Raw genomic sequence first — 26,395 nt, forward strand, 5'->3', positions numbered from 1 at the left:
CTATTTCTAGTAAGGTGGCTATTGCACTGATCTCACTTTGCCCTGTTTGAGATCGTTTAACACCATCGATTTAGGACCATCGGCAATGACACAGCCTTTCTCCATCACAATGACGCGATCAACCACATCGAGCATTGACGTTTTATGAGTAATTAATATTAACGTCTCACTTGGTGTCAATTGAGACAGTTGATGTTTGATGTGCATTTCAGAGCGATTGTCCATGGCGCTGGTGGGCTCATCAAGTAGCAAAACGGGTGGGCGTCCGAGCAATGCACGAGCAATGGCTACCGCTTGCCTCTGACCACCAGACAACAACAAGCCGCCTTCACCCACTTGTCGTTCTAACCCCGCGGGGTCTTGCTGTGTGAACGCGGTAACTCCCGCTCGGTTGGCGGCATCCATCACATCTCTATCATCAACTAAGGGACGCCCGAGCGTAATGTTATCGCGAATTGAACCGTAAAATAGGTTGCTGTCTTGAGGTACACAACCAATATTACGTCTCACATCAATGTGATGCAGTTGCGCGATATCGGTGTCATCAATACGAACATTCCCCTCGGTCGGTTGATATAACCCCATAATAAGGCGCTCTAAGGTGGTCTTCCCTGAGCCGATGCGGCCTATGATCGCTACTTTTTCACCCGGATGAATCGTTATACTTAAGTCACGTATTGATGCAACAGGCGCATTAGGGTAGTGAAAAGTGATTTTGTCTAGCTCAATTTTACCTTGCACAATCGGACGATGAATATAGCGTTTACCTTCTTCTTGCTCATCGGGCATTTGCATCACTTGCTCAATGATTTTTAAGGACGATTTGGCTTGGTTGTAGCGTGTTGAAAGTAATGATAGTTGCACCATTGGGCCAATCGCACGGCCGCTGAGCATGGTTGCCGCGATGAGCCCACCCATGGTTAAATCGCCGTTGGATATCAGATAGACGCCTAAGATGATCATGCCAACGTTCGCGGCTTGCTGAACAAAACCGGCAGTATTTTGAATACCATCAGTAATTCGACGGCTTTTAATGTTCCAGTTCGCCATGTGCGCGACCGCTTCTTCCCAGCGATACTGAAACTGACTTTGAGCGCCAAAGAGTTTCACTGTTTCAAGTCCAGCTAAACTTTCAATCAGGTTGGCGTATTTTTGTGATGCCAGTCGAGAGCCCTCTTCAATCGCCCGTCGTAGAGGTGCTTGGATGAGCAGAGAATAGATAGCAATGATCAGTACACCGGCGATAGGTACCAGCACTAAGCTGCCCGCCATTAGCCAGATCAGCACTAAAAAGAGCAGTGCAAATGGCAGGTCAATCAATGATGAGATGGTTGCTGAGGTAAAGAATTCGCGTATGGATTCGAACTCTTGTAAATGTCGTGCAAACGCACCGACAGAGGGAGGACGAGACTCCATTCTGATCCCCATCACTTTACTAAAGAGCTTGGAAGAGATCAGAATGTCAGATTTTTTGCCCGCTACATCAATAAAATAACTGCGAAGTAGTTTGAGGAGCAGATCGAATAAGAAGATCACAAAAATCCCGCTCGCTAATACCCACAAGGTTTCAAACGCAAGGTTAGGCACGACTTTGTCATACACTAAACGGCTGAACATTGGTGCCGCAATGGCAAATAAATTGATTAAAATGGAAGCGATCAACACATCACGATAAATGTGCTTTGACTGCCATAACGTACCCCAAAACCAGTGGCCATCACGGGTCTTTAATATTTCTGGTGAGCGCTCGTCATAGCGAAACTGTTTTTTCACCATGAAGTAGCGGCCAATATAGCGTTCAGTCAGTTCTTCTAAGGGAATAGCTACGGGGATTAGACCAGACTCCGCAGTGACGACCTCAGCTTCTTGATTCGCTTCGTTGATGCTGCTGAGCACACAGGCTTCACCGCCTTTTAAAATTAAGATAACGGGGAAAACCAATTTTGGGATTTGATCCAATGCTGAGCGATTTTCCTTGGCGATTAACCCCGCTCTTTCGGCTGCTCGAGGAAAGAGAAACGGCGTCAGTTTCCCATCTGATAAAGGTAGGCCGTTGATCAGTGCTTCTGGGGAATTCGCCAATCCATAATAACGACTCACATAGATAAGCGAATTGAGTAGCGTGTCTTGCATTACATCTGACCTTTTTTATTTATCCACAATAAAGCCTTGGAAGACTTCTATAAAATGCTCGGAAAGGAAATCAAGTTGAGTTTGCGTTTCTACCCTTGACGCAATTGTGGTGATTCCTAAATTGTGTGCTGTGCGAGAAATCGACGTTAAGGTGAATTTTTGCTTTTCATCGTCGAGGTGGTGAGTAAATAGATAATCGAGTTTCACATATTTTGGACGGTACTCGTTGATGTAGTCTAATGATTGGAAATTCCGGCCATAGTTATCGACACCAAAGTCTGCGCCGGCTGCTCTTATGGCATTACAAAATAGCGCCGTATGGTGAGGGGCGTTGAGGAATGCGTTTTCCGGTATTTCAAAGTGTAGGTTCTCACAGATAGAGCGATGCTTCGCCAGAGTCTGAGTGACCCAACGAATAAAACTGGGTTGAGAAAGGCTGCTTTGAGCGATATTAATGGCTAATGGTTCGGCTATCTCTCCCGTTTCGAGCTTGCGAATCATCGTTTCAATAACATATTCATCAAAAATATGGCTGGCATTGAGTTGGTCGAGTGCAAATAAGTATTGGTTAGCGCTGTAGCGTTTGCCATCGTGCTCAATCGCTGAAAAAACTTCGCGGTGGAAAGTTTGTCCCCAGCTATTATTGGCTGACTGCAAACGGAAACTGAACCAATCGTTATGGATAGCTTCTTCAACCAATGCTTTCCATTGCTGTTTACCCATCACAGTTTGTTTGGTTTCACTGCTGACAAAGCCGTAAATCAGCTCTGGATTTGCAGTTGCAATGGCTAACGCGTTGTCGAGCAAGGAAAGTAACTGCGTTGAAGATTTTGGTTCTTTATTATGAACAACACCTAAAGAGACTTTAGCTGATGCCATGCCAGTCGGGTCGGCTAGAGTGTCTTGCACAAAATTCATGATACTATCGGCGATGATTTTGAGTTCACTCTCTTCCATGTTGGGCAAAATAAAGCCAAACTCTTCGGTAGAAATGCGTGCCAGAGTCACATCAGGTGAAGTAATCGACACTTTTAGATGCTCAGCCAAATGGCGCACCATACCATCGCCTGCTTCATAACCCTTTTCTTCGTAAAGCTCTTTGATAAACTCTGCTTGCAAAATAGCAGCGCCACCTATGGCACTTTCTGATAGCCAACTACTGAGTTGACTCATGTAATAGGCGCGGTTGCCAAGTTGAGAAACTGGGTCAATATAAGCACGCTCACGCAGTTGCTGCGCTTCTTGCGCCTGAGCTTTGAACGCTTTTTCAACCTGCGCTGACATGCTATTGATACCATCAACTACATAAATCAGATCTTTGGTCGCTGGCCGCGGTAGCGGTTCACCAAAATGGTTGCGTGCGACTTGCTCCATTTTTTCGACAATCATCTGCAGCGGGCGTAAAGCGCGCTTCAGAATGAAAGCGATGGCGGCAAGGCCAATCACAAAAATAGCGCTAAACGCGATAAGTAGTCGAATCAGCGCCTTCCATAATTGCGCATAGGCCTCGCCAGGGTGGCTGACAATTTCGACTTCAGCAAGCTGCATCCAACCACTGGTTACAACGCGTTGATCATGGATCGGTGCAAACAGGTGTAAATTGGTAAACCATTGCGGAACGTTATTGGGTTTTACAGGGTAAGATCGCAGAATCTCTTCGTCATCGTCTAGAAAAATCAATCGTACGACTGAGTAAGAGCTGCCATCAAACAAGGCATTGATAACCGACTCAACCGCAATCTTATCTTTCTTCTCCAAATAAGGTGCCAGCGCCAAACCGACGGTGTTGATGGTGTTGTTGACTTCAGAGCGCTGCTGCTGCTCTAAGTTGTTGCGGGTCGTATTGAATTCAATAATAAAGACTGAAGTCATCAGCATAATGAAGACGGCAATCATTCCCGCGACAAGTTGTTTATATAGCGTCATATTACTTACTCATCGTAACTTACAATTGGTTTATTCAATTTTAGCGAGCGTTCCCGTTCACGTAAGTCATTCCAAAGACTTAATCGTGAAGAGTCTCCTGCAAGCTGGCCATTTTTGGATTTCATTAGCCATAAATTTTTACCGTTAAAGCTGTAGATCGGTAACAGATCACGGCGTGTTGATGCTGGCTTAATCTCAGGGTTTATATTGTCTAAAATTAAGGGCTCGGCATTGGGTGTTGAATAGTACGCAAGAACCATATGAAACTGATTTAATTCAATGGCTTTAACATACACGAGGCGCAACTTTTTATCATCGATACCCAGTTCAAGCAGGGAGAAGTACTTCGCAATTGTGAAATCTTCGCAATCCCCTGCGTTGCTTCCTAGAAACTCAAGTGGTGTCGCCCAGTAGTCATTTTTCCCCCATAAATCGATATCATTAACAAAGTACAGCTGATTGAAAAATCGATTTATTTCGGTCAATTTGTCACGTTCGGGAGCATTTTGGTGCTTGGCAATTTCTTTGCGCCATGTTTCGACGCGTTTTCCCGCTCTTGTGCCATAGGTAAGCGCGACCGCATCGACCCACTGCTGCTCTTTGGTGTTGAGCGCTTGGGGGGATGAGGGCATAAATAGCAATAAAACCAGTGGCAGCCAAAACTTCATCAAAAACCGTCAATCATGAATATATTAAAAAGCATAAGTGAACCTTATTCTCTTAGCGCATTTTTTTGTGCACTGAGTATGGGCTTTAGTAGATAATCCATCACGGTTCGTTTACCCGTAATAATATCAACAGAGGCCGTCATTCCTGAGATGATAGGCAGGTTAGCATCATGCCCTAAGCTGGTTTGATTGGTCCTTACTCGGACTAAATAATAGCTTTTGCCTTCTTCATCTTGAGTGGTGTCGGCACTGATATGCTCAAGTGTCCCTTCCAAGCCGCCATATTTGGTGAAATCATAGGCGCTGAATTTTACGATGGCAGGCAACTCTGGTCTTAAGAAGGCGATGTCTTGCGGGGCAATTTGCGCTTCAACAAGCAAGGTATCCTCTGTTGGGACTACTTCAACAATATCCATACCGGGCTGGATAACACCGCCAACGGTGTTGACGTAAAGCGTCTTAATCGTTCCTGTCACAGGCGATAGCACAACAGTGCGATTTACCTTATCTTCAAGCCCAACGGCTGATTCTGTGATTGCTGAAAGTCTATCTTGGGCTTCGTTCAGTTTGTCTTGCTGCTGTGAGCGAAACTTTTGAGCCGCATCAATACGGTTGAGCACCGCTTCGCGAATCGCTGATTTTAATACTGGGATGTTAAGCTCGCTGGTGGTCATTTCACGGCGAGTATCGTTTACTTGGCGCTGTAGTTTCAGCAGCTCAATTCGTGGCACGACACCTTCGTCTGCTAAAGGTCTAGTGATCTCAAGCTCTTTATTCGCAAAATCATAACTTTGGCGCAAATTTTTCACGCGCGCTTGTATTTCAACCAACTCTTGTAGTTTCTGTTTGACTTGTTGATCTAAAAGAGAAAGTTGGTTGCGTAAGTTATTAAGATCTTGCCGGTAGGCGGCCCTTTGTCTATTAACTAAATCGGGTTGGTTGTCTGTTAACAGCGGTGGAAAGGCGAGTTTGTTATAGTCAATTTTGACGCTATTTTGCCAGTTGTCATCATCAATTTCTTCGTTAATCATCACGCTAGTAATGGAAGCGGATAGCTGTAGAACACTGGCGGTAAGGTTAGCGACTTGTTGTTCACGTTCGCGGTAGTCTGAGCGGAAACGTGTGTCATCAATTAATAACAGTTGTTGGCCTTTTTGCACTCGTTCACCTTCGCGAACCAATATCTGTTTGACTAAGCCTCCTTCCAAGTTTTGAACCACTTGAACTTGCGATGACGGAACGACTTTGCCTTGTCCAACTGTCACTTTGTCGACCTGTGCCCATGAGGCCCAGACGATGGCTAAGAGAAAAAAACAGACCATAACCCAGAGCATCACACGTGCACTGTTGGGCGTGTTCAGTAGCAGAGCCGCCGTTTTGTCGTCTACGTACTCCAATTCTGTCGAAGAGAGTTTGTTATAACTCTTGTTGCTCATCGCTTATCCTTTGCGCCTAATCGTAGTGTATTTCCCTTTTCTACTTAAAGCTGTAGAGGGAGGCTACAACTGTAAGTTGTTTGGGTATAGTTGCTTGATTTTATTACTTGTCTAGCAAAATGTTAAGGATTTGCCACTCATCATGAGATTACTATTCACCATTTGAATTGATTGTACTTCCTATTGCGTACGTTCTACAGAGTTTAGCTGTGAATTACTGATTTTGTTGAACCTTAGCACTCTTGAGTTATGACGATGATAGGCGCACAATCGTCAAAAATTTCATAAGGAGCAGAGATGGAACTTTCAGACATCCGCCGCGAATACATAAAAGGCGGTTTAAGACGCAAAGATTTGCTTTCAAATCCCATTGAGCAGTTTAACCTTTGGCTGCAACAGGCCATTGATGCCGGTCTTACCGATCCCACGGCGATGACAGTGGCAACGGTTGATGAAAATGGACAACCTTTCCAACGTATAGTGCTATTAAAAAATGTCGAAAAAGACAGTTTTGTTTTCTACACCAATTTAGGCAGTCGCAAAGCGCAGCATATTGAACACAACAATAAAGTCAGCTTGCACTTTCCTTGGCACCCATTAGAGAGACAAGTGCACATCACAGGAACGGCTGAAAAATTGTCGGCTTTTGAAAACATGAAATATTTTACTTCTCGTCCTAAAGATAGCCAAATTGCCGCGATAGCGAGCCGCCAGAGCAGCCGTATCTCAGCACGTGGTATTTTGGAAGGTAAATACTTGGAGTTAAAAAAGAAATTTGAACAAGGTGAGATCCCAGTTCCGAGTTTTTGGGGAGGATATCGCGTTAAAGTTGAATCGATAGAATTTTGGCAAGGTGGTGAGCATCGTTTGCATGATCGCTTCTTGTTTACGCAACACGATCAACAGTGGGACGCTGAACGTTTAGCGCCCTAAAGCCTACTTGTTAAAAGTCAGTCGCAATGAATGCCTCATTTATATGGGGCATTCACTATTGAGTACCACGGATAATTGCGTTTTGAGCAAGGTCTTGGGGATGTTTGAGCCATAACCTTGGTCTAGAGCCATATCGATAAGTTGCTCTTTACTGTGGGCTGCAAATTTATGTCGCAATTTTGCTTCATAGCCTTCCACTGTTTTTATCGAAATCTTCATCACCCGAGCAATGTGTTTGGGCTTTTTTCCATAAAGCAGAAGAAAAAGAACCTCAGATTCTCTTGTGGTTAGGGGCCCGGAAATGGGTTCTAGAACACCTGTGGAATGCTGTGTGGTCGTTAAACCTGTTGCTCGGCATATCCAATGGCCTACTTCCAAAATAGCGGTATCAGTTAGCTCTTGCCCGAAAAAAATTGTACCTTGAACCTCACCTTGTGCGTTGAACCATGGGGTTTTGGTGAAAATATGAGCGCGCCAAGAACCGTCAGCATAGGGGTGGATATCCAGCACTTTTAACGGTTTTTTTGTGGAGATTACACATCGATCTTGTTGCTGGAATTCTGCGGCGCAAGCGGTTGTCGGGCTTGGCATTTCAAAGTCAGTTAATCCAATGCACTGTTTTGCATCACTAACACCAATTAATTTGCCATAAGCATTGTTTGCGTAAACAAAAACCGAATTAAGATCTTTGCAACCCCAATATCCCGGAAGCTGTTGAAACAATGAAATTTGTTCTGCGCTGAGGAAATTGACCATAGCGGGTTCTCCTAACAATGATATTGATATAATACCAATGGCATAGCGGGTTGTAATCTATAGCGGTATTTGAACATAAAAAAAGCCAGCCTGAAGAAGGGCTGGCATAAATACAAGAATTGCTTCTTGTCGACGTGCAGAAGAGGTTCTATGAATGCTGCGAGGGTGTTGCAAATTCATAGGGATACAACATGGATATCAAATATCAAACGTGTTTGATATTCAACACCACTTTAGACGACGAGAGTGCAATAACAAAGGGGGGAATTCCCCCCTTTGTTATATAAATGGCTGAGCTAGTTCAGCTTACCTAAAGTTCCCTAATGACCCTGAAGCCAACATAATTTGCCGAAGTAGCAGGAGCAATAAACAAATTACCATAAGCCGCCGCCGTTGCAGGGGAGAAGCTCCATGCTCCACCTTTTGCTTGACCTCTTGAGTCATTTGTCCATTCCCACACGTTACCGACAACATCATAAAGGCCTAGGCCATTGGGAGCGAAAGACTTCACAGGAGAGGTGCTTTTATTTGACCAAGGTGTACCACTCCAGCCAGTATTCGCTTTCCCAGTTCCGAAATCATCTCCCCACCAATAGTCTGTTTGTGTACCAGCGCGAGCGGCAATTTCCCACTCTTCTTCAGTCGGCAAACGGTATTTATAGCCAGTTTCCTTACTTAGCCAGCGAGTATAGGCCTTCGCATCATTTTGGCTAATACACACCACTGGCGAGTTGCTCAACTGCTTAAAACCAGGGTCGCGCCAATAGCTACCTGCAATCGGGGTAATTTCAGATTCGGCGACTGCTGTGCACAGTTTTTGTAGCTCAGCATCAGTTTGGTAGGTGGTTTGATTCACAAAGGTTTCAAATTGACCCACAGTTACGGGGGTTGAACCAATTGCGAAAGCATGATCAAGGAAAACTTGTTTCGATGCGTGCTCGCCAATCAAATATTCGCCTGAGATCAAAGTGACTAACTCAGGAGCTTTAATATCCCCTTTGAGGGAATCAGCAAATTTATGTCCAGGTTTAAGTAGGTTGTCTTTTTCTCGTAGGTTCGCTCTTAATGTATGATCTGAGGTGATTTTCAGCTCTTGATTAAATGAGTAATACCCTTCTTTCTCAATCGTAATCATGTGCGGTCCCACTGGAAGCATCACTTCGACGGGAGTACTACCATAGTTTACATTGTCGATAGAGACTTTATCACTGTATTGGTTCGAGCGAATCGATAGGGTAACCCAAGCAATTTCTTTCTGTTTTTCTGTATTGGCTGAGTATTCGCCTGGAGCGAAACAGTATTGTGATTCGACATTCAACAACCGACATGGTGTGTTTTCATCCGGTCTTGCATCAAGCTGAACATCTAGTACGGCTTTGTACTTATTGCCATTGTAGAAACCTGAATCTACGGTTTTATGGCGCAGTACATGAATATTAAAAGAGACATTGGCCAGATGTTGTTGGACGAGCTTGGCCTCACTTGTGGCCTCTATTAACTTGGTTTGATACTGGTTTACCGCTTTCTGGAGCGCTAAGTCAGTGGTCTGTTTCGAACATTGAGCCAATGTCATATCGGCACTACAAGCGTTAGTAAAGCTAACTTTCTCGGTGCTACTCTGTTTGAGTTCATCTCTTAAGCGCTCAACTCGCGCGCGTAATTTATGCTGTTCTAGCTCATTGATATTTTTGCTGACCGTGTTCTGCTCGGCCCTTTTTTGTGCCAGCAGTGCTTCTGACTCTTGGCGTTTTTGCTCAGCTTCTAAACGGTTTTTTTGATTCTGCTTTACATTAGCCCAAGCTGCTTGGTAGGCATTTTGTGAAGGCATGATGTCCAGTTCAGGATCATCAATCATTTTCATGTAATCGCGTTCTAAGTCAGTTTTTGCTTTTGCAAGTGCCTTATCAAAGAGTTGGGCTTGCTTTGTTAGCCTGTCTAACTCACTGTTGTGGTTGTTCACAACCACTTGTTGTTCATGGGTGGCCTTCTGGGCTGCCTGTAATTCGGACTGTTTAGTAAACAACGCATCATCAATGGCAATTACTGAGGAAGGCGTTCCTTCTGCCATCGTCGATGTTGCCACTAAGCAAGGCGAAAGTGCTAATAAGAGAGCGGGTAAACCTTGTCGCATTATTATCTACTTCAGTTAAGTTATTAGTTCATTGTGTCTATTCTAAACGAAAACACCATTTTGTCTGAAGTCATCTTTCAATAACTTAATGACAAAATGGCGTTTTAACCGCATCTTTGTGAATTACGACAGAAAAACAGAGTTTTTTTGAGGTAATTAACCCTCTTTATTCGGTCTTAGCTTTATCCAAACCGTATCATTGCCGTTAATTGTTAATACCCGGTTGTAGGTTTCGTAGCCATCTTTAGAGACGGTAACTTGGTGGCGGCCATTGGGCAAAACAATCTCAACAGGTGTACTGCCGTAGTTAATACCGTTGATGGTTACGGCATCGTTGTATTGATCCGACCTTACGGTCACATTTGCCCACTGTTTGTCATTTTTTTGCGTACCTTCAGACACGCCGCCTTTCAAACAGTATCGAGTTGACACGTTAAGCAGTTTACACGCAGCCACCGCTTCTGGTTTCGCTTGAAGCTGAGCTTGCATTTGGGTGAAGTATTCGTTGTTGCCTTCAAAACCACTGCGAATAATTTGGCTATCTTGTACATGGATGTTAAGTTCCACGCCTTTCAGGTTTTGCTTGGCAATGACCGATTCGGTTAGGTCATCAAGCAACTTGGCCCGAAACGTTTTTACCGCTTTTTGTTTGGTAAGGTGCTGTCCCTGATTTGAACACTCACCGAGTGTCATTGTCGTTGAACAGGTGGTTTTATAGCCAGTTTCAAGAACACTACTTTCACGCAGTTCGGCTTCGAGACGTTTGACCCTAGCTTCAATGCGCGACTCTTCGAGGTTCGCATACTCATTACTGAGACGAGCTTGCTTCTGTTTGATTTGAGACAAGCGCATTTCAACTTCGGTCATCGCTTGATTATTCTCAAGGCCTTCAGCTTGGTTCTGCTTCACTGATGCCCATGTTTCTTGGTACTTCTTTTGAAACGAGGCTAAATCTGTGTCTGGATCATCTAAAAGACGGCTATATTGTTTGTCCAAAGCAGACTTGGCTCGATTGCGTTTAGCATCAAGTTCTTCACTTTCTCGTTTAATACGAACATGTTCATTTTTAAGTTGTTGAAGCTTGGCTCCCTCTGCTTCGTATTCTGCAGAAATCGCGTCGATTTCCGTTTGTTTAGTAGTCATTTTTTCATCGATAGCGGTGACAGGATCTACCTGAATAACTTCTTCCGCGTACACCGATGCAGATACCCAAAAAGGGCTTAGCGCAAGCAATAGCGCTGGGATGCGACGTGTGATCATAGGTCCCTGCAACAAATTAACGTTTAACCACAAAAGTGGGAAAGACAAACTTTTGACAGCTTTAATGGATAAGCTGTATTCATAATGCAAAATTTATTCCGAACAATAGCAAAATTCACTTAAATCTATTACTAGGTGACTGATTTTGTAAATTTTATAATTGTGCATCTTCATTTTGAGCCTAATAGCGAAATATGCAAGTCTCTATTTTCGATCTATTTAGGGGTTTTGGGATTGAACACACATTGACCGTAATTTATGTGCACTTGATCATTGTTCCGTTTTGAAAAATCGATCTCATTTCACCCCTAAGCTTAAGCTTCATATGCACTTTGATGTTTAATTTTTAAAAAAATACAGCTTTGTTTTCGCTCCTGATAGTTTTGTTATAACATCAGCTTCTAACCTCAACCATGATGCAGCAATATGAGTGACTTTTCTTCGGCTAAGCTATCTAACTATCAACAAAATGACAAAGTTTTGTCGCCTAGGCCGGCAGAGTTAGTGACATTACCCTCGTACATGGAGTGTCATGATCATAGTTATACCCAAGTCGTTATCGGATTAAAAGGCCAAGCTGAGTTTGAAGTACAGGGTGTAGGCAATTTGGTGGGGCCGGGGCAAGGTTGTGTCGTTACCTCTGGAACTGGCCATGCGTTTGGTGGTGTCGTTGGGCAGTCGGATATCTTAGTGCTTAACCTTCCAATCTCCTGTGGAGATGACCCTTTGCTTCTACAAAAAATGAATGAGTTGTCGAATGCGGATATTTACTTTCAGCTGGATGGGCAAATCCAAAAGCTGATCCAATTGCTAGTTAAAGAGATGCAATCGAGTCCTGATGATTTACTGTTGAGCCGTGCCTGCAATGACACCGTTATGGCATTACTGCAACGCCATATTTCTGTATTTGAAACGCATCGCAAAGAGTCTCGTTTTGATCTTGAAGCGATTGATCGTTATATCGATCTGCACCTTGGTCGTAAAATTTCAGTCGCTCAATTAGCGGGCCGCGTTTATTTAGGTGAAAGCCAATTTCATATGTTGTTCAAAGAGCAAATGGGGATCACGCCTCATCAATATTTGTTAGGTAAACGAATTGATATGGCAAAAGATTTGATTGAGCAAGGTTGTTTGAGTTTTGGTCAAATTGCGGAATTAACGGGCTTTTCTGGACAAAGTACCTTCACTCATTCATTTACTCGCTTGCAAGGTATTTCTCCATCGCAATACCGAAAATTGTGTCGTCGCTAATTCTTTATATCCCTGCCTCTTTTTTGTTTGTAATTCCCACATCATTTTTATATTGCTTGCCTTGAACTATCGGCAACACGTGCACCTTTGGTTAAATTTTGGAAACAATGTTGCTATTTTCTGCTTTGTGCATGATGTCAATTGATGTGATTGTGTTTTTATTTTGTTAATAGCCAGAGTTTTTAGCAAAAAACTCGGAGTTTTTGACAAGTATTCTTCTCGCGCTCAAAATACACTGCCAGCCATTGCAGGAAACCCGACCTTTTTCGGGAGTGAGATTGAGGAAAACGCATGTTTACAGCAACAGATGTGTTGAATGCAGAGTTTATCGAGCAACCGCTTGATAAGCTGTGGTCGCTGATCTCTCCACTTTATATGGTGGACGAATCTCAATGGCTGAAGCAGTTATTACCGCTGGCAACAGCTACAGAATCAGAAAAATCGGCGATATTAAATAAAACAACCCAGTTAATCGAAGCGATCCGAGCCGACAAAAAAGCGGTGCAAATGATCGATGCCTTATTACTTGAGTACAGTTTAGATACGCAAGAAGGTATTTTGTTGATGTGTTTGGCTGAAGCTCTGATGCGCATTCCCGATGCGGAAACCGCGGATGCTTTTATTAAAGATCGCCTCAGCGTTGCGGATTGGAAATCTCATCTGAAAAATTCTGACTCTGTCTTTGTCAATGCGTCCACGTGGGGGTTGATGCTGACTGGTAAAGTGATTGGCCTTGCTGATGTGGATACGACTAGTCCAACGCAGGCGGTTAATCGTCTAGTGAATAAGCTTTCTGAGCCAGTGATTCGTAAGGCGATGCACCAAGCGATGAAGGTGATGGGCCACCAATTTGTGCTAGGCCGAACCATTGAAGAAGCACAAAAAAATGGCCGTCCTATGCGTGATAAAGGGTATACCTATTCATTTGATATGCTCGGTGAAGCAGCGTTAACCACAGCCGATGCCAATAAATATTTTAAAGATTATTTGATGGCGATTGAGGCGGTTGGCCGCGAGAAATATGGCTTATCAACCAGTCCGGCACCGTCCGTATCAATCAAGCTTTCTGCATTGCATCCGCGTTATGAAGTGGCTAATCAAGAGCGCGTGCTGAGCGAGCTTTATAGCACACTGCTACAGCTTTTAGCCCGTGCTATCGAGCTAGATGTGGCGATCACTATTGATGCAGAAGAAGCAGACCGTTTAGAGCTGTCATTAAAGCTATTTGAAAAGATATATCGCAGTGAGCCCGTGAAAGGGTGGGGGAAATTTGGTTTAGTTGTACAAGCTTACTCTAAGCGCGCTTTACCCGTTTTAGTTTGGCTTAATGGGTTGGCGAAACAGCAAGGTGATGTGATCCCACTGCGTTTAGTCAAAGGGGCGTATTGGGATAGCGAAGTGAAGTGGTCTCAGCAAAGTGGCTACAGCAACTATCCGGTATACACACGTAAAGAAGCTACTGATGTTGCCTATTTGGCTTGCGCTCGTTTTCTTTTAAGCGAGGGCGTTCGTGGCCATATTTTCCCTCAATTTGCCAGTCATAATGCACAAACCGTGACCGCGATTGCGGTGATGTCACAACACAAAGATTTTGAGTTCCAGCGTCTGCATGGCATGGGTGATGCTCTTTATCATCATGCAATGAAAGCCTATCAACAATCGGTGCGAATTTATGCTCCAGTAGGTAGTCATAAAGACTTACTGCCTTATTTAGTTCGTAGATTGCTTGAAAATGGTGCGAACAGTTCGTTTGTGCATCGTTTAGTCGATGCCCGTTGTCCTATTGATACGTTAACGCAACATCCCGTCGATATGTTGCTCTCGTTTGATTCTTTACCAAATAACAAAATTCCTTTGCCACCGCACATCTTTGCCGAGCGCGTTAATTCCTATGGCGTCAATATTGATATTGAAAGTGAGGCAACGCCTTTTGAAGCGAAAGTAGAATGTTGGCTCAGTAAACAGTGGCATGCTTCTCCTATCATCAATGGTGTTGCTCTGCTCGAAAGCATGATCAAGGCAGGGGCATCGCCGGAAGTTGTGACTGCGCCGTATGACCGTAGGAAGCATGTTGGACAAGTGGTATTTGCCAACCTTGATCATGTTTCCGAAGCTATCTCAATAGCGGAGCAATCCTTTGCTGCTTGGAAGCAAGAAGAGCACAGCGTTCGTGCGGGCAAACTTGATAAACTTGCTGATTTACTCGAAGAGAACTTGGCTGAACTGGTCGCCATTTGTCATCACGAAGCAGGGAAAACCATTCACGATAGCATTGATGAAGTCCGCGAAGCGGTAGATTTTTGTCGCTATTACGCCAAACAAGTTTCCGCGTTAACACCCTTTGAAGTGACGAGTTTTGATAATGAAAAGCGTAAAGTGAGCCGTGAAGGTCGCGGTGTTTTCGTGTGCATTAGCCCATGGAACTTCCCTCTTGCGATTTTTCTTGGGCAAATCACGGCAGCGTTAGTTGCGGGTAATACGGTCGTTGCCAAACCCGCAGAACAAACCAGTTTGATTGCTTCGCGTGCCGTGGAACTGATGTTGGAAGCTGGCTTTCCTGCCGGCGTTATCCAATTGTTACCTGGACGTGGTGCAGAAATTGGCAGTGCGCTGACTTCTCACCCTGCCATTGCAGGTGTCGCGTTCACTGGATCAACGGCGACCGCGCAACGTATCAATCAAGCTCTCGCTCAACGTGACGCCGCGCCAGTGCCGTTGATTGCAGAGACGGGTGGGCAAAACGCGATGATCGTTGATAGTACGGCTTTACCCGAGCAAGTGGTGAGAGATGTGATTCGTTCTGCCTTTGCTTCGGCTGGGCAGCGCTGCTCTGCATTACGAGTGCTATTTGTTCAACAGGATATTGCCGATCGCATCATCAGCTTGATTCATGGTGCGATGAATGAGCTCAAGATTGGTCTTCCTTACCTCCACAGTACAGATGTCGGCCCTGTTATTGATGAAAAAGCCAAACAAAAGTTGTTCTCTCACATTGAACAGATGACCAAGACACAGACCAAAGTTGCGCAATTAGAACTCAGTGCGGAGTGCCAACACGGCGATTTTGTACCGCCAGCGGCTTTTGAAATTTCAGATATTCACTGCTTAACCGAAGAGCAATTTGGGCCGATCTTGCATATCGTGCGCTTTAAAGCGCGTGAGCTGGCCGATGTAGTGCAGCAAATTAATCAAACTGGTTTTGGTTTAACCATGGGGATCCATAGCCGCAATGAAACGACGTATCGTTGGATAGAAAAACACGCCCGAGTAGGTAACTGTTACATCAACCGTGATCAAGTGGGTGCGGTGGTGGGCGTGCAACCATTTGGTGGGCAGGGGCTTTCTGGTACCGGACCAAAGGCAGGTGGCCCACATTACTTATACCGTTTTACTCAAACTGAATTTTCTCAGTAATAAAGGCTCAGGAGAATTAGCATGGTTCATCAAGTAACACGTTTTTCTGACGCTTTTTCAGCATGGGAAAATTGGAATATCACCGATTTTGATTCTAAATGTGAGTGCTTACTTTCATTTAAAAATCTACTAGAAAGCGCTATGCCACAACTGGCAACAGTGATTTCTTACCATCTTCATCAGGCATCGGCGCTGTTGGCGCATTCGCATCAATTGATCGGTCCTACTGGAGAAACCAATGAGCTATACACCGCAGGTCGGGGCGTGGCTGTGATCATCCAAGGTGAACACAGTGATAAAGCGCAACAGGCGGTGGCAGCTCAGCTTTGTGCCGCTCTTGTGGCAGGCAATAGCGTCGTCTTATGTAGTGACGATGCGATGTTGATTCGAACACTGCAAGCGGCATTTGAGCAGTCAACACTCCCTACTAATCTCATTCAGTTTACGTCTTTTGATGCTTATCATCCGTTGATGGCGTCGGACGTTCGAAGTGTAGGTTACGTTGGGAACACTTCGGTTGAGCGTAGCCTCAACCGTCAGCTAGCTGATCGTAATGGTGCGATTGTCAGCCTAGTTTCTGAAACGGACTTGAGCGCGATCCCCGTGGCTCATGATCCTCACTTATCGTTGCGCTTTATTACCGAGCGTACTCGCACAATAAATATAACAGCAGTGGGTGGTAATGCGACCTTGCTTGAGCTTGGTAGCGAAACCCATTAATCCTTTCTGTTTTATCCTCTTCTTCGGAAGAGGACATGGAAGGCGATCTTTTAAAGAGGACAAACACAATGGAAAATAGCTTTGCTATTACAACCACCTTTATCCTGTATCTTATTTTGATGCTGGCTATTGGTGTGGTTGCATACCTTCGAACGAAGAACTCCGCAGATTATTTCTTAGGAGGGCGATCACTGGGCCCTTGGCCTGCGGCTTTATCGGCGGGTGCATCTGATATGAGCGGTTGGTTATTGCTCGGTTTACCTGGTTACGCGTACGCCGCTGGTATTGAGGCTTTCTGGCTAGCGGGTGGCTTATTATTGGGCACATGGGCTAACTGGTTAGTGAATGCTAAGCGCTTGCGCACTTATAGCATCACGACAGATTCATTAACATTACCTGAATTTTTATCACGCCGTTTTAATGATAAATCTAAACTGATTCAAACCATTTCAGCCTTCTTTATTTTGCTGTTCTTCCTCTTTTATACCAGTTCTGGCCTTGTGGCTGGCGGTAAACTATTTGAAACGGTATTTGGTTTAGATTATTCAACCGCAGTTATTATTGGCACCATTTGTGTGGTGTCTTATACACTGTTTGGTGGATTTTTAGCCGTTTCTTGGACTGACTTAGTGCAAGGCCTATTGATGGCCGCGGCATTAATGATTGTGCCCATCGCGGCAATCAACGGTGGTTTGGGTCAACTGAGTCAAGATCTATCCGCAATAAACCCAGAGCTACTAACGCTGTGGCATGATGTGAAAGGTGAGCCGTTAACGGGTGTTGCCATTATCTCATTAATGGCATGGGGGCTTGGTTATTTTGGTCAACCCCATATTTTGGCGCGCTTTAAAGCTTCCCGCTCAAATAAAGATCTCACCACTGCACGTCGTATTGCGGTCATTTGGACCGGTTTATCCATGGCGGGAGCCTTGTTGGTTGGCTTAGTTGGGCTTGTTTATGTGACGAACACAGGTTCGCTGGAGCTGGCAGATGGTGAAAAAATCTTCATGCTGCTAGTGAATGCGATTTTCCATCCAGTTATTGCAGGTATTTTGCTTGCAGCTATTCTTGCAGCAATTATGAGTACCGCTGACTCGCAATTATTAGTTTCTTCCTCGGCGCTAGCGGAAGATTTTTACAAGCAAGTCATCAAGCAAGATGCAACGTCGGAGGAGATCGTTCGTGTTGGCCGCTTTGCTGTGATTCTAATTTCTATCGTTGCGTTAGTGCTGGCCATGACACCAGATAGTTCCGTACTCGGCTTAGTCTCGTATGCATGGGCGGGCTTTGGCGCCGCATTTGGCCCTGCAGTGGTATTGAGCCTTTATTGGTCTCGAATGAACCGCAATGGTGCACTAGCCGGCATTATTGTTGGTGGCGTGACAATTGTGGTTTGGAAACAACTGTCTGGCGGTTGGTTTGATGTGTATGAAATTGTTCCTGGGATCATTTTCTCTGTACTTGCGATCGTTGTGGTGAGCTTAGCGACAGCTGAACCCGAAGAGAGCGTGAGAGCACAGCACGTGACCTTTAAAAAGCAGCTGGTTGAACTAGATTGACATTCATACCGTTGTTCAATAACTAGCCCCTTTCTGAGGGGCTTTTTTGTACAGGTTAGATTGTGTAGTGTGCTTAGCAGAAAATAAGGAGATTGGGATGGACGTTTTTTGAAGATAGCTCACGAAACACACACTAAAGTTTGAGAAAAATGAACCTCTAGGCGCAAAATGTGTCAATTATCAATAATGATGCAAATTGTAGGGATTATTGGACCATGTCAAAAGCTTATTGCACCTGCTGTCGTAAAGAGACACCACATAAAGTCGTAATGAAGCGCTGTCAGTCAGAACCTTGTTCAACGTGGCAAGGTGTTCAAAAGTTTTTTGCGCTCATTATACAAGGTGAACCTCATTACAAAATGGAAAAGCAAGGTTTTTGCCGAGTATGTAATCACCCATCAACATTAAGCCACACTGACTTCTCACGCGTCCGCGTTCTCTAAATACTTCCAGCACTGCGCTAAGTTTTTTGGCGTAGTGCGCTTCTCGCTCAAAAGATAATTTTGCTTTTATTCGGCTGACTAAGTTTGATTTAGCGCACATTCACGTGCCGTTCTATTGCACGAGTGTCAAGTATTGGGAACTTAGGCAAAGTAATAATCCATAGTTGTAATACTCTCAAGCCCATTACTTTGGTGAACAAGCTTCAAGGAGCATTGCAATGCAATTGAGTTTAAAGAGAAAAATGGTGTTCTCTGTGGTTGCTGCTATTACATTGACAGCCGCTGCATTGGTTATGGTTGGCTATCAAACCTTTAAAACCGACAGCTGGAGAGCGATTGAGAGTGAAGCGCGTAATACATTACAGGCTCATGCAAAAGGGATTGGTGACTGGTTTAATGGCAAACAAAAAACGCTGCTAGGATTAAAAAACGAAATCGAGCGTAATCCACAATTAGACATTGTTCCTCACCTACGCCAAACCTTGGAGTCTGGTGAATTTGGGCTGAGTTATTACGGTAATGAACAGGGCGATATGATCCGCAATGACGGATCGCGTAACCAAAATGGTTATGATCCTCGTGAGCGTGGTTGGTATAAAGAAGCCAAAGTCGCGGGTAAACCGATCACAACCGCCCCCTACGTCAGCGTTACCATGCAAACCTTAGTGGTGACATTGGCAGAACCTGTCCGTCAAAATGGCCAACTGATTGGCGTCGCCGCTTCCAATTTAGCTTTGGGTAAATTGATCAAGGACGTCTTAGCTATTGAGGTTCCTGGGAAGGGCAATGCTATTTTGGTGAATACCAAGGGGCTAATTGTTGCCCATCCCAATCAAGAGCTTATTTTAAAACCTACCCAAGAAATGGCCTCACAACTGACCATTCAAAGCATATCAGAGGCGGCAAATTCTCAATTACCACTCTTTGTTGATATTGATGGTCAGGCCAAAGTATTGATGGCGCAAAGTATTGAACATACCGACTGGCTGTTGGTTATGGTGATGGACAAAACGGTTCTTGAACAGCCACTCAATGACATGCTATTGAAACAGAGCTTGATTGGCTTGATGATTTTAGTGATCTTGGCATTAGCGACCTCATGGTTCGTCGCTCGTCAGTTGAATGAGTTGAGTAATATTGCTCAAGCTTTGTCAGATATCGCCGAAGGTGATGGCGATTTAACCCGTCGTTTAGCCGTTCGCAGTGACGATGAAGTCGGTATCTTAGCGGATAAGTTCAATAAATTTGTCGATCGCATCCATGTCATGGTGCAAAGCGTGCGTGATGTTTCCGTTTCCCTTAACCAAGGAGCGACACAGGCCGCGAGCTCAGCCAGTCAACGTAGTGAACGGATTCGTACTCAACAAGATGAAATTACTATGGTTGCAACTGCGGTAACTGAAATGGCATCTGCGACCGCTGAAATCGCGGGCAATGCTGATAATACCGCTAAAAATGCCAATGAATCGGTTGAGCTTGGTGCACAAGGCTATCGCCAGATGCAGCAAAGCAAACAGTCAATCAATCAGTTAGCACAAGAGCTTAGCAGTGCAGTGGGTATCATTGGTGAATTAGAAGTGCACGCTAATGAGATTTCAACCATTCTGTCGACCATTCGCTCGATTGCAGAGCAGACAAATTTGTTGGCCTTGAATGCGGCGATTGAAGCGGCGCGCGCCGGAGAGCAAGGTCGTGGCTTTGCCGTTGTAGCTGATGAAGTCCGAGTGCTTTCTCAGCGTACTCATGCCTCTACCGAGGAGATCCAGTCTAAAATTTCCGGTTTGCAAAAGGTAACGACCAATGCTGTTTCTGTCATGACGGAAAGCCATAAACTGGTCGAAACAAGTGTGCAAGATGTGAACCATACAGGAGAAAGCTTACACGCAATCAGCGAAGCCATTCAGATGATCAGTGATATGGCGACACAAATTGCATCAGCAGCAGAAGAGCAATCTTTGGTGACAGCGGATATTAATGGCAACACCGAATCGGTACGTGAAGTCAGCGACCAACTCGCCAGTGATGCGCAAAATGCAGTGCAACAAGCTCATGAAATGCACCGTTTAGCGAATGAGTTAGATAAAGAAATTTCTCGTTTCAAACTGTAATCATCTCAACGTACTCAAAGTAAAGAGGCGATAAATAGATTACAACCAAGAAAGTGGGTGCTTGCTCACTTTCTTTTCCTTTTTTCTCCTCAGTCTTTTTATTCTAACGTTCCCCTATTCTATGTGATTTATATCACAATGCCTTGTGATGATAGGTTGGTTTAACGCTGTAAGCCATTATTGTATGCCATATCACTTTTTTTTGAGCGCCGTGCAAAACCATGAGCCTAGACCGCATCGACCAACAGATCTTACGTATTTTGCACAGTAAAGGACGGCTTCCCGTTGTTGAGCTAGCAAAGTTGGTGAATTTAACCACATCTCCTTGTTCTGATCGTGTCAAACGCTTAGAAAAGGAAGGGTATATCAAAGGCTACCATGCAGAACTGTGCCCAGAAAAGTTAGGTCTGGATGTACAAGTGTTCATTCATATTCGATTGGATCAAACCAGTTTCTCTATTTTTGAGCGTTTTTCACAAGCAGTGGCGGACATCCCAGAAATTGAAGCATGTTATTCATTGTCCGGTGATTTTGACACCATGATCAAAGTGAGAGTGAAAGATATGAAAGCCTACCAAAGTTTTATGTCTGGCAAGTTGGGTACATTGCCGGGAGTGATTCAAACGCGCAGTGAATTTGTGATTGAAGAACATAAAGCCAGCTTTGGCATTAATCCTGAGCTCATTTCCAAGACGCTGCCTTAGCTGCGAATGAGGTGAAATACGGTGCAAGAAACAGAACAGCAACAGCCTTTAACTAAAGACGTTACGACACTTTTTACTAGGTTAAAAGAGCAGGCAATAGCAGAGCCATATCCAAGCCTTGAGCAAAGACGTATTTGGTTGCAGCGCTTAAAAACCGCGTTACTCAGTGAACAGGCCGCGCTCGTTGAGGCCTTAAATCGGGATTATGGTTATCGAAGTCGCTTTGATAGTACGGTTTGCGATCTGCTACCGGCCGTTTCACACATTAATTACACGCTAAAACACCTCAAATCGTGGACAAAATCGCAATCGCGTCATGCAGGTTGGCTATTATTGCCGTCGACAGTGAGCGTTCACTATCAACCCTTGGGCCTTGTGGGGGTGATTGTGCCTTGGAATTTTCCTATCGTGCTCAGTATGGCTCCATTAGTCACAGCATTGGCGGCAGGTAATCGCGCTATGGTCAAATTGAGCGAACATACGCCTTGCACCAACCAAGTGTTGATGCGTATTTTTGCGACGGTCGATGAAGCGGTTGATACTGTAGAAGGCGGGGCTGACGTTGCCGCACAGTTCAGTGCGTTACCCTTTGATCATCTGTTATTTACGGGGTCAACACCAGTAGGTAAATTGGTTGCCCAAGCGGCTGCGAAAAACCTAACACCAGTAACGTTAGAGCTTGGCGGGAAATCCCCCGTGATCATTGCACCTGATGCTGACCTTGCGCGCAGCGTTGATAACATCATGCTTGGCAAAGCCATCAATGCAGGGCAGATCTGTGTTGCTCCTGATTATGTTTTACTGCCGGAAGGAAAACAACAAGCCTTTGTGGAGCTCTATCTGCAACGCTTTAAGCGCTATTTTTCCACTAAAGATGGCTATGATACGTCACATATTATTAATCAAACCCAGTTTGATAGGCTGCAACAATACTTAGACGATGCTAAACAAAAAGGGGCTACATTGCATCCCGTAGAAGGCGATGCAAAAGCGGGAACGTATCAACTTTTGCCTTGCTTAGTGACGAATGTGAAGGTCGATATGTTGTTATCCCAACATGAGATATTTGGCCCCATATTGCCGATATTGAGTTATCACAGTTTGGATGAAGCGATAGCTTATATCAACGCTCGCCCACGTCCGTTAGCTTTATATTTAATGAGTGATGATCACGAGGTGATCAAACAGGTTAGTACACAAACGCATAGTGGTGGCCTAGCTGTGAACGATACTCTGTTACATGTGGCCGCCGATGATGCCCCCTTTGGCGGTATTGGCGATTCTGGGGTTGGGCACTATCACGGGATTGAAGGTTTTAAGACCTTTTCACACGCCAAAACCGTATTGTTTTCTAAGCGTTGGTTGCCACGTAGCCAGTGGATGCTGCGTTATCGTTTAGTGATGCTGGCAATATTACGCAGGCTATTTATTCGCTAATCAATGGACCACACATTTTTAATATCAGGCCATCCCCAGTTGGTCAGTGCAACGTCTTTGAGCACACCCTGAAAACGTAATGTTTGCTTATGGTGGAACAAAGGGACGAGGCAGTATTCGTTGATCAAACTCGATGCTAGCGGTTCCAACGCGATAAGGTAGTGTGTCAATGGTGTCGTTGATCGAATGTCGATTAACGCTTTGAGCAGCCATTGGCTTTCTGCGGGGCCAATGCAATGGTGTAACATTGGGTTGCCAAATAAGTGACTAAATGCACTGAAATGCCGGTTGTCATCTAAATTAATATTGGTGATAACTATGGTCTCGTACAATTTGCCTTGCTGGGCCAGAAAATTCAATTCTCGGTAGGAGTAAATGTTGACGGCAGCAGCCAGCCCCATCTCTTCTAAAATATGTTTCACACCGAAGGCGCAATGAATCAGTACCGTGTAGTCATAGACGGCAATCGAGATTTGATTTGGCAGGCTTGCTTTGGGCGCTGGTGGTCGCACCACAGGTTGCCATACCGGCAGTAGGTTACTGGCAACGACTGCGTCAAACTTAGTTGGTTGTTGTGCTAAATAGTGCTCTAGTTTTTCTCCAGATATCTCGGTAGCTAGGTAGCGTTTCTGATTTTCATTAAGAGGTGAATGAGCACCTTGATTGAACAAAATAAACATACAGCCATCTTCCACTCTTGATGACTGATTAGAGGTGATGATCGCCAGTTCTTCAACGTTACTCAGCTCTACATCGTGGTGGCAAGAGATGTTTTGTTGCTGATTTTTTTGTTTGATATGCATGTCTTGAGGGTACAACTCGTCTTCATTTAAAATCCAAATTGTGACGTGATCCGTTAAAGCTCGGCAGCCATAGAATTGGTCAAATGCGCTTAAAATGAGTTTGTGAGGTGAGTGATCTTGAACTTGAAATGGGCCACAACCTGTCACCATTGGGGAGTATGCATTGTTCACTTGGCTGGCTGGTTGAATGGAATATTTGACGCCAGAGAGCAACCCTGCAAATCCTAAATCAGATTGATTAAGAGAAAATACTACTTTTTGTGGTTGTGGTGCGCTTACATCAACCAAATGCGCGAGCTCTTTTTTGTACTCTTCCAAACTAGAGAGTTTGGCAAATAAACTCACGATCGTATTAGCATCAATCGGTGAGCCATCGTGAAACGCTAATCCGGGGCGAAGATAAAATACCCACTGAAAATGTTGTGCATCATACTCCCAGTGATGGGCTAATTCTGGATGAAAGCGTCCTTGTTCATCACACTGGATGAGGCAGCAATAGATTTGCCTGAGCAGAAATCGCTCACTACTACGCTGTATTTGATGGGGCACTAGCCGTTCAAATGGTCGTTTATACGTCAGTTGAATGTGTAAGCGACCTTCGCGAATAGATGCGCCGGAAGTACTTTGCAACAAACGCCCAAACACTACCTCATCATTATCCAGTATGGTTAAGGCTTTTTCATATTTCCCAGCCAAAATTTGCTCTTTCGCGAGCGTTTGTTTGATTGTGTCTAAATCGAGGTTCAGGCGTAGTATCGAGCGTTGGTTACGTCCGACTTTGGGTTGCCACTTGAGCCAACCTTGTTGCTGCATTTTAGCCACCAGATTTCGTGCATGACGCGGTGAGGTGAATAAACATTCTGCAACCTGTGTTAACGACACTTTAATCTCTTGACCCACACCAAGCACGGTCAGGCGTGTGTAATAACGTAATAAAGTAAGATCAGACACTCGCAAATCCTCTGGATGAAAGGGAAGAGATAGGCAGTTCAGTTCTTCGCACGACCTTGCGCTTTGCCCTCCTTGATGGTCAAGTTGTTTGGGTATAGTAGCGAATTTATGAAGAACTAAATAAGAAATATTAATGATCATTTGTTCCTCATTTATTGATTTTTAGTTTTTAAATATCGTTTTAAGGCTAATTTCGATGATATGAGGAATTAAAAAATAAAAAATTCTCAGTTTTTGTATTCCTTGTTTTGATTCACAATCAACGCATCGATAGCTGAGGAGGTGAATGATGAACGACCCCATAACGACTGACACCAAACAGCCAACACCGCTGGCGATCTATTACCGCCAGCGTTTAGAAAAATCACGTAACCCTATAGAGGTAATGGCGATTTTAGCTCTGATTCATTTATGTCACTGGTGACCATGAATAAAGGCATCTTGCATACCCTAAACTCTTGAGTTAGCTATGCTCCTGTTACCCCCAACTGCATAATTGCAGGATGCCTTTCCTTTTCGATGCACATCACTTTTTCTTCGTCCTACTTTTCATCTTTATCGTAAACGACTACCATGACATCGCTTTTTTAAAGCCAATTTATATTTTAAATTCTCAGGGCGGGGTGAAATTCCCCACCGGCGGTGTGTTTGTTTTTTCAGTTGAGAAGGCAGATGAGCCCGCGAGCGCTCGATGTATCGAGGTCAGCAGATCTGGTGAAAAACCAGAGCCGACGGTTATAGTCCGGATGAGAGAGAATGAAGAGACGCCAGTTAGTTCGCTAACTGGTGCAATTTGTTTTGGATTTGATCCCTCATAGCAGCCCTGATTCTGGTGATTTTTTAGGAGTACAACCATGAATCAGCTATCTCTACTTGCCAAATTTGGCGACCCTATTACTCGTGTTGAAAACGCACTGTCTGCGCTTAAAGAAGGGCGAGGCGTGTTGTTGCTTGATGATGAAGATCGTGAAAATGAAGGCGATATCATTTATGCGGTTGAGTCACTGACCACACAACAAATGGCACTGATGATCCGTGAATGCAGTGGCATCGTCTGCCTATGTTTGACCGATGAACAGGCTAATCAACTACAACTGCCCCCGATGGTAATGCATAACAATAGCGCAAACCAAACCGCTTTTACTGTCTCGATTGAAGCAAAAACAGGTGTAACTACGGGCGTTTCAGCGCAAGACCGAGTGACCACAATAAAAACCGCGGCCCGCTTTGATGCTAAAGCCGATGATCTTGCACGCCCCGGCCATGTCTTCCCACTTCGCGCTCGGGCGGGAGGTGTTTTGGCTCGTCGTGGGCATACAGAAGGGACGGTTGATCTTATGCAAATGGCGGGTTTAATGCCTGCGGGCGTATTGTGTGAACTCACCAATCCTGACGGTTCCATGGCCAAAACACCCGAGATCGTTGCGTTCGGGCAAAAGCACAATATGCCTGTATTGACGATTGAAGATATGGTGCTGTATCGAACAAGACTTGAACTCAAACAGGCTTAATGAATGTCGAAGGGAGGCTAGGTGCGTCCCTTCACATTACTCCGATTTAATCTTCTCATTTTGAAATGAGAAGTGCATAAAATTATTAACGTTCTATTAAACTTATGTAGATTGACGATGTTATTTTTGCCGAGGTTGAGCATGTTATTTAATAAGAAAATGCAAAAAGAAAATGATGATTTGAAGGCTCAGATAGCTGCATTACAAGCACAGCAAATACTTGAGCAACAAAAGTGGCAATATGAAATTCA

19 protein-coding genes and 1 riboswitch are annotated in these 26,395 nt (G+C 44.5%); of the genes, 10 read left to right on the forward strand and 9 right to left on the reverse strand.

The features are described from left to right. Nucleotides 1-18 precede the first annotated feature (18 nt). From DD616_RS03800 to DD616_RS03815, 4 genes are read right to left on the reverse strand one after another with little or no spacing between them, the layout of a single operon-like run. Nucleotides 19-2,133, reverse strand: a complete 2,115-nt coding sequence (locus DD616_RS03800; RefSeq protein ID WP_013868207.1) for a type I secretion system permease/ATPase — start codon at nucleotides 2,131-2,133, stop codon at nucleotides 19-21. Between the two features lie 15 nt (nucleotides 2,134-2,148). Continuing rightward, the gene (locus tag DD616_RS03805; protein ID WP_013868206.1) at nucleotides 2,149-4,059 is read right to left on the reverse strand and encodes a bifunctional diguanylate cyclase/phosphodiesterase; all 1,911 of its coding nucleotides are present in this window, start codon (nucleotides 4,057-4,059) and stop codon (nucleotides 2,149-2,151) included. A 5-nt stretch (nucleotides 4,060-4,064) separates the two neighbouring features. Beyond that, complete coding sequence (locus DD616_RS03810; RefSeq protein WP_026027195.1) at nucleotides 4,065-4,727, reverse strand: transglutaminase-like cysteine peptidase; 663 nt, start codon at nucleotides 4,725-4,727, stop codon at nucleotides 4,065-4,067. A gap of 44 nt (nucleotides 4,728-4,771) precedes the next feature. After that, nucleotides 4,772-6,163 (reverse strand): HlyD family type I secretion periplasmic adaptor subunit, encoded by a 1,392-nt coding sequence (locus DD616_RS03815; protein ID WP_017046873.1) that lies wholly within the window; start codon nucleotides 6,161-6,163, stop codon nucleotides 4,772-4,774. Between the two features lie 297 nt (nucleotides 6,164-6,460). Here DD616_RS03815 and pdxH point away from each other — a divergent pair, with 297 nt between their 5' ends. Beyond that, nucleotides 6,461-7,096 carry a pyridoxamine 5'-phosphate oxidase gene (gene pdxH / locus DD616_RS03820; protein ID WP_013868203.1) on the forward strand — a complete coding sequence of 212 codons (636 nt, stop codon included), beginning with the start codon at nucleotides 6,461-6,463 and terminating at the stop codon, nucleotides 7,094-7,096. 39 nt (nucleotides 7,097-7,135) lie between these two features. On the opposite strand, the gene DD616_RS03825 is transcribed toward pdxH, so the two are convergent. The 3 genes from DD616_RS03825 to DD616_RS03835 all read right to left on the reverse strand — a co-directional run bounded on the left by DD616_RS03825 (nucleotide 7,136) and on the right by DD616_RS03835 (nucleotide 11,243). Then, nucleotides 7,136-7,852 carry a helix-turn-helix transcriptional regulator gene (locus tag DD616_RS03825; RefSeq protein ID WP_017046874.1) on the reverse strand — a complete coding sequence of 239 codons (717 nt, stop codon included), beginning with the start codon at nucleotides 7,850-7,852 and terminating at the stop codon, nucleotides 7,136-7,138. Between the two features lie 310 nt (nucleotides 7,853-8,162). Further along, nucleotides 8,163-9,983 carry an SUMF1/EgtB/PvdO family nonheme iron enzyme gene (locus DD616_RS03830; protein ID WP_013868201.1) on the reverse strand — a complete coding sequence of 607 codons (1,821 nt, stop codon included), beginning with the start codon at nucleotides 9,981-9,983 and terminating at the stop codon, nucleotides 8,163-8,165. A 156-nt stretch (nucleotides 9,984-10,139) separates the two neighbouring features. Next, nucleotides 10,140-11,243: a PEGA domain-containing protein gene (locus DD616_RS03835; RefSeq protein WP_026028446.1), complete on the reverse strand. Its 1,104-nt coding sequence runs from the start codon at nucleotides 11,241-11,243 to the stop codon at nucleotides 10,140-10,142. A 426-nt stretch (nucleotides 11,244-11,669) separates the two neighbouring features. Here DD616_RS03835 and DD616_RS03840 point away from each other — a divergent pair, with 426 nt between their 5' ends. The 4 genes from DD616_RS03840 to putP all read left to right on the forward strand — a co-directional run bounded on the left by DD616_RS03840 (nucleotide 11,670) and on the right by putP (nucleotide 18,187). Then, the gene (locus tag DD616_RS03840; protein WP_017042345.1) at nucleotides 11,670-12,494 is read left to right on the forward strand and encodes an AraC family transcriptional regulator; all 825 of its coding nucleotides are present in this window, start codon (nucleotides 11,670-11,672) and stop codon (nucleotides 12,492-12,494) included. 291 nt (nucleotides 12,495-12,785) lie between these two features. Continuing rightward, complete coding sequence (putA, locus tag DD616_RS03845; RefSeq protein WP_208871483.1) at nucleotides 12,786-15,908, forward strand: bifunctional proline dehydrogenase/L-glutamate gamma-semialdehyde dehydrogenase PutA; 3,123 nt, start codon at nucleotides 12,786-12,788, stop codon at nucleotides 15,906-15,908. 21 nt (nucleotides 15,909-15,929) lie between these two features. Then, complete coding sequence (locus DD616_RS03850; protein WP_017042347.1) at nucleotides 15,930-16,628, forward strand: 1-pyrroline-5-carboxylate dehydrogenase; 699 nt, start codon at nucleotides 15,930-15,932, stop codon at nucleotides 16,626-16,628. 68 nt (nucleotides 16,629-16,696) lie between these two features. Continuing rightward, nucleotides 16,697-18,187, forward strand: a complete 1,491-nt coding sequence (gene putP / locus DD616_RS03855) for a sodium/proline symporter PutP (RefSeq protein WP_017044927.1) — start codon at nucleotides 16,697-16,699, stop codon at nucleotides 18,185-18,187. A 333-nt stretch (nucleotides 18,188-18,520) separates the two neighbouring features. Here putP and DD616_RS17495 read toward each other — a convergent pair whose 3' ends face one another. After that, nucleotides 18,521-18,730 (reverse strand): hypothetical protein, encoded by a 210-nt coding sequence (locus DD616_RS17495; protein WP_038169496.1) that lies wholly within the window; start codon nucleotides 18,728-18,730, stop codon nucleotides 18,521-18,523. 118 nt (nucleotides 18,731-18,848) lie between these two features. Here DD616_RS17495 and DD616_RS03865 point away from each other — a divergent pair, with 118 nt between their 5' ends. The 3 genes from DD616_RS03865 to DD616_RS03875 all read left to right on the forward strand — a co-directional run bounded on the left by DD616_RS03865 (nucleotide 18,849) and on the right by DD616_RS03875 (nucleotide 22,879). Continuing rightward, on the forward strand, nucleotides 18,849-20,738 hold the full coding sequence (locus tag DD616_RS03865; protein WP_013868194.1) for a methyl-accepting chemotaxis protein: 1,890 nt from the start codon (nucleotides 18,849-18,851) through the stop codon (nucleotides 20,736-20,738). A 221-nt stretch (nucleotides 20,739-20,959) separates the two neighbouring features. Further along, entirely contained in the window at nucleotides 20,960-21,442 is a 483-nt protein-coding gene (locus tag DD616_RS03870; protein WP_010317305.1) for an Lrp/AsnC family transcriptional regulator, read from the forward strand. Nucleotides 21,443-21,463: 21 nt separating this feature from the next. Then, nucleotides 21,464-22,879, forward strand: coding sequence for a coniferyl aldehyde dehydrogenase (locus DD616_RS03875; protein WP_208871484.1), 1,416 nt, complete (start codon nucleotides 21,464-21,466; stop codon nucleotides 22,877-22,879). On the opposite strand, the gene DD616_RS03880 is transcribed toward DD616_RS03875, so the two are convergent. After that, nucleotides 22,876-24,774, reverse strand: coding sequence for an SgrR family transcriptional regulator (locus DD616_RS03880; RefSeq protein WP_208871485.1), 1,899 nt, complete (start codon nucleotides 24,772-24,774; stop codon nucleotides 22,876-22,878). The two genes, DD616_RS03875 and DD616_RS03880, sit on opposite strands and share 4 nt — an antisense overlap. Before the next feature lie 145 nt (nucleotides 24,775-24,919). Between DD616_RS03880 and DD616_RS03885 the strand changes: the two genes are divergently transcribed. Beyond that, nucleotides 24,920-25,057: a hypothetical protein gene (locus tag DD616_RS03885; RefSeq protein WP_013868191.1), complete on the forward strand. Its 138-nt coding sequence runs from the start codon at nucleotides 24,920-24,922 to the stop codon at nucleotides 25,055-25,057. A gap of 181 nt (nucleotides 25,058-25,238) precedes the next feature. Continuing rightward, nucleotides 25,239-25,395, forward strand: a riboswitch (FMN riboswitch). Between the two features lie 92 nt (nucleotides 25,396-25,487). Further along, nucleotides 25,488-26,144 (forward strand): 3,4-dihydroxy-2-butanone-4-phosphate synthase, encoded by a 657-nt coding sequence (ribB, locus tag DD616_RS03890; protein ID WP_013868190.1) that lies wholly within the window; start codon nucleotides 25,488-25,490, stop codon nucleotides 26,142-26,144. Nucleotides 26,145-26,395 lie beyond the last annotated feature (251 nt).

The organism is Vibrio anguillarum (assembly GCF_003390515.1).
GTDB classification, from domain to species: Bacteria; Pseudomonadota; Gammaproteobacteria; order Enterobacterales; family Vibrionaceae; genus Vibrio; species Vibrio anguillarum.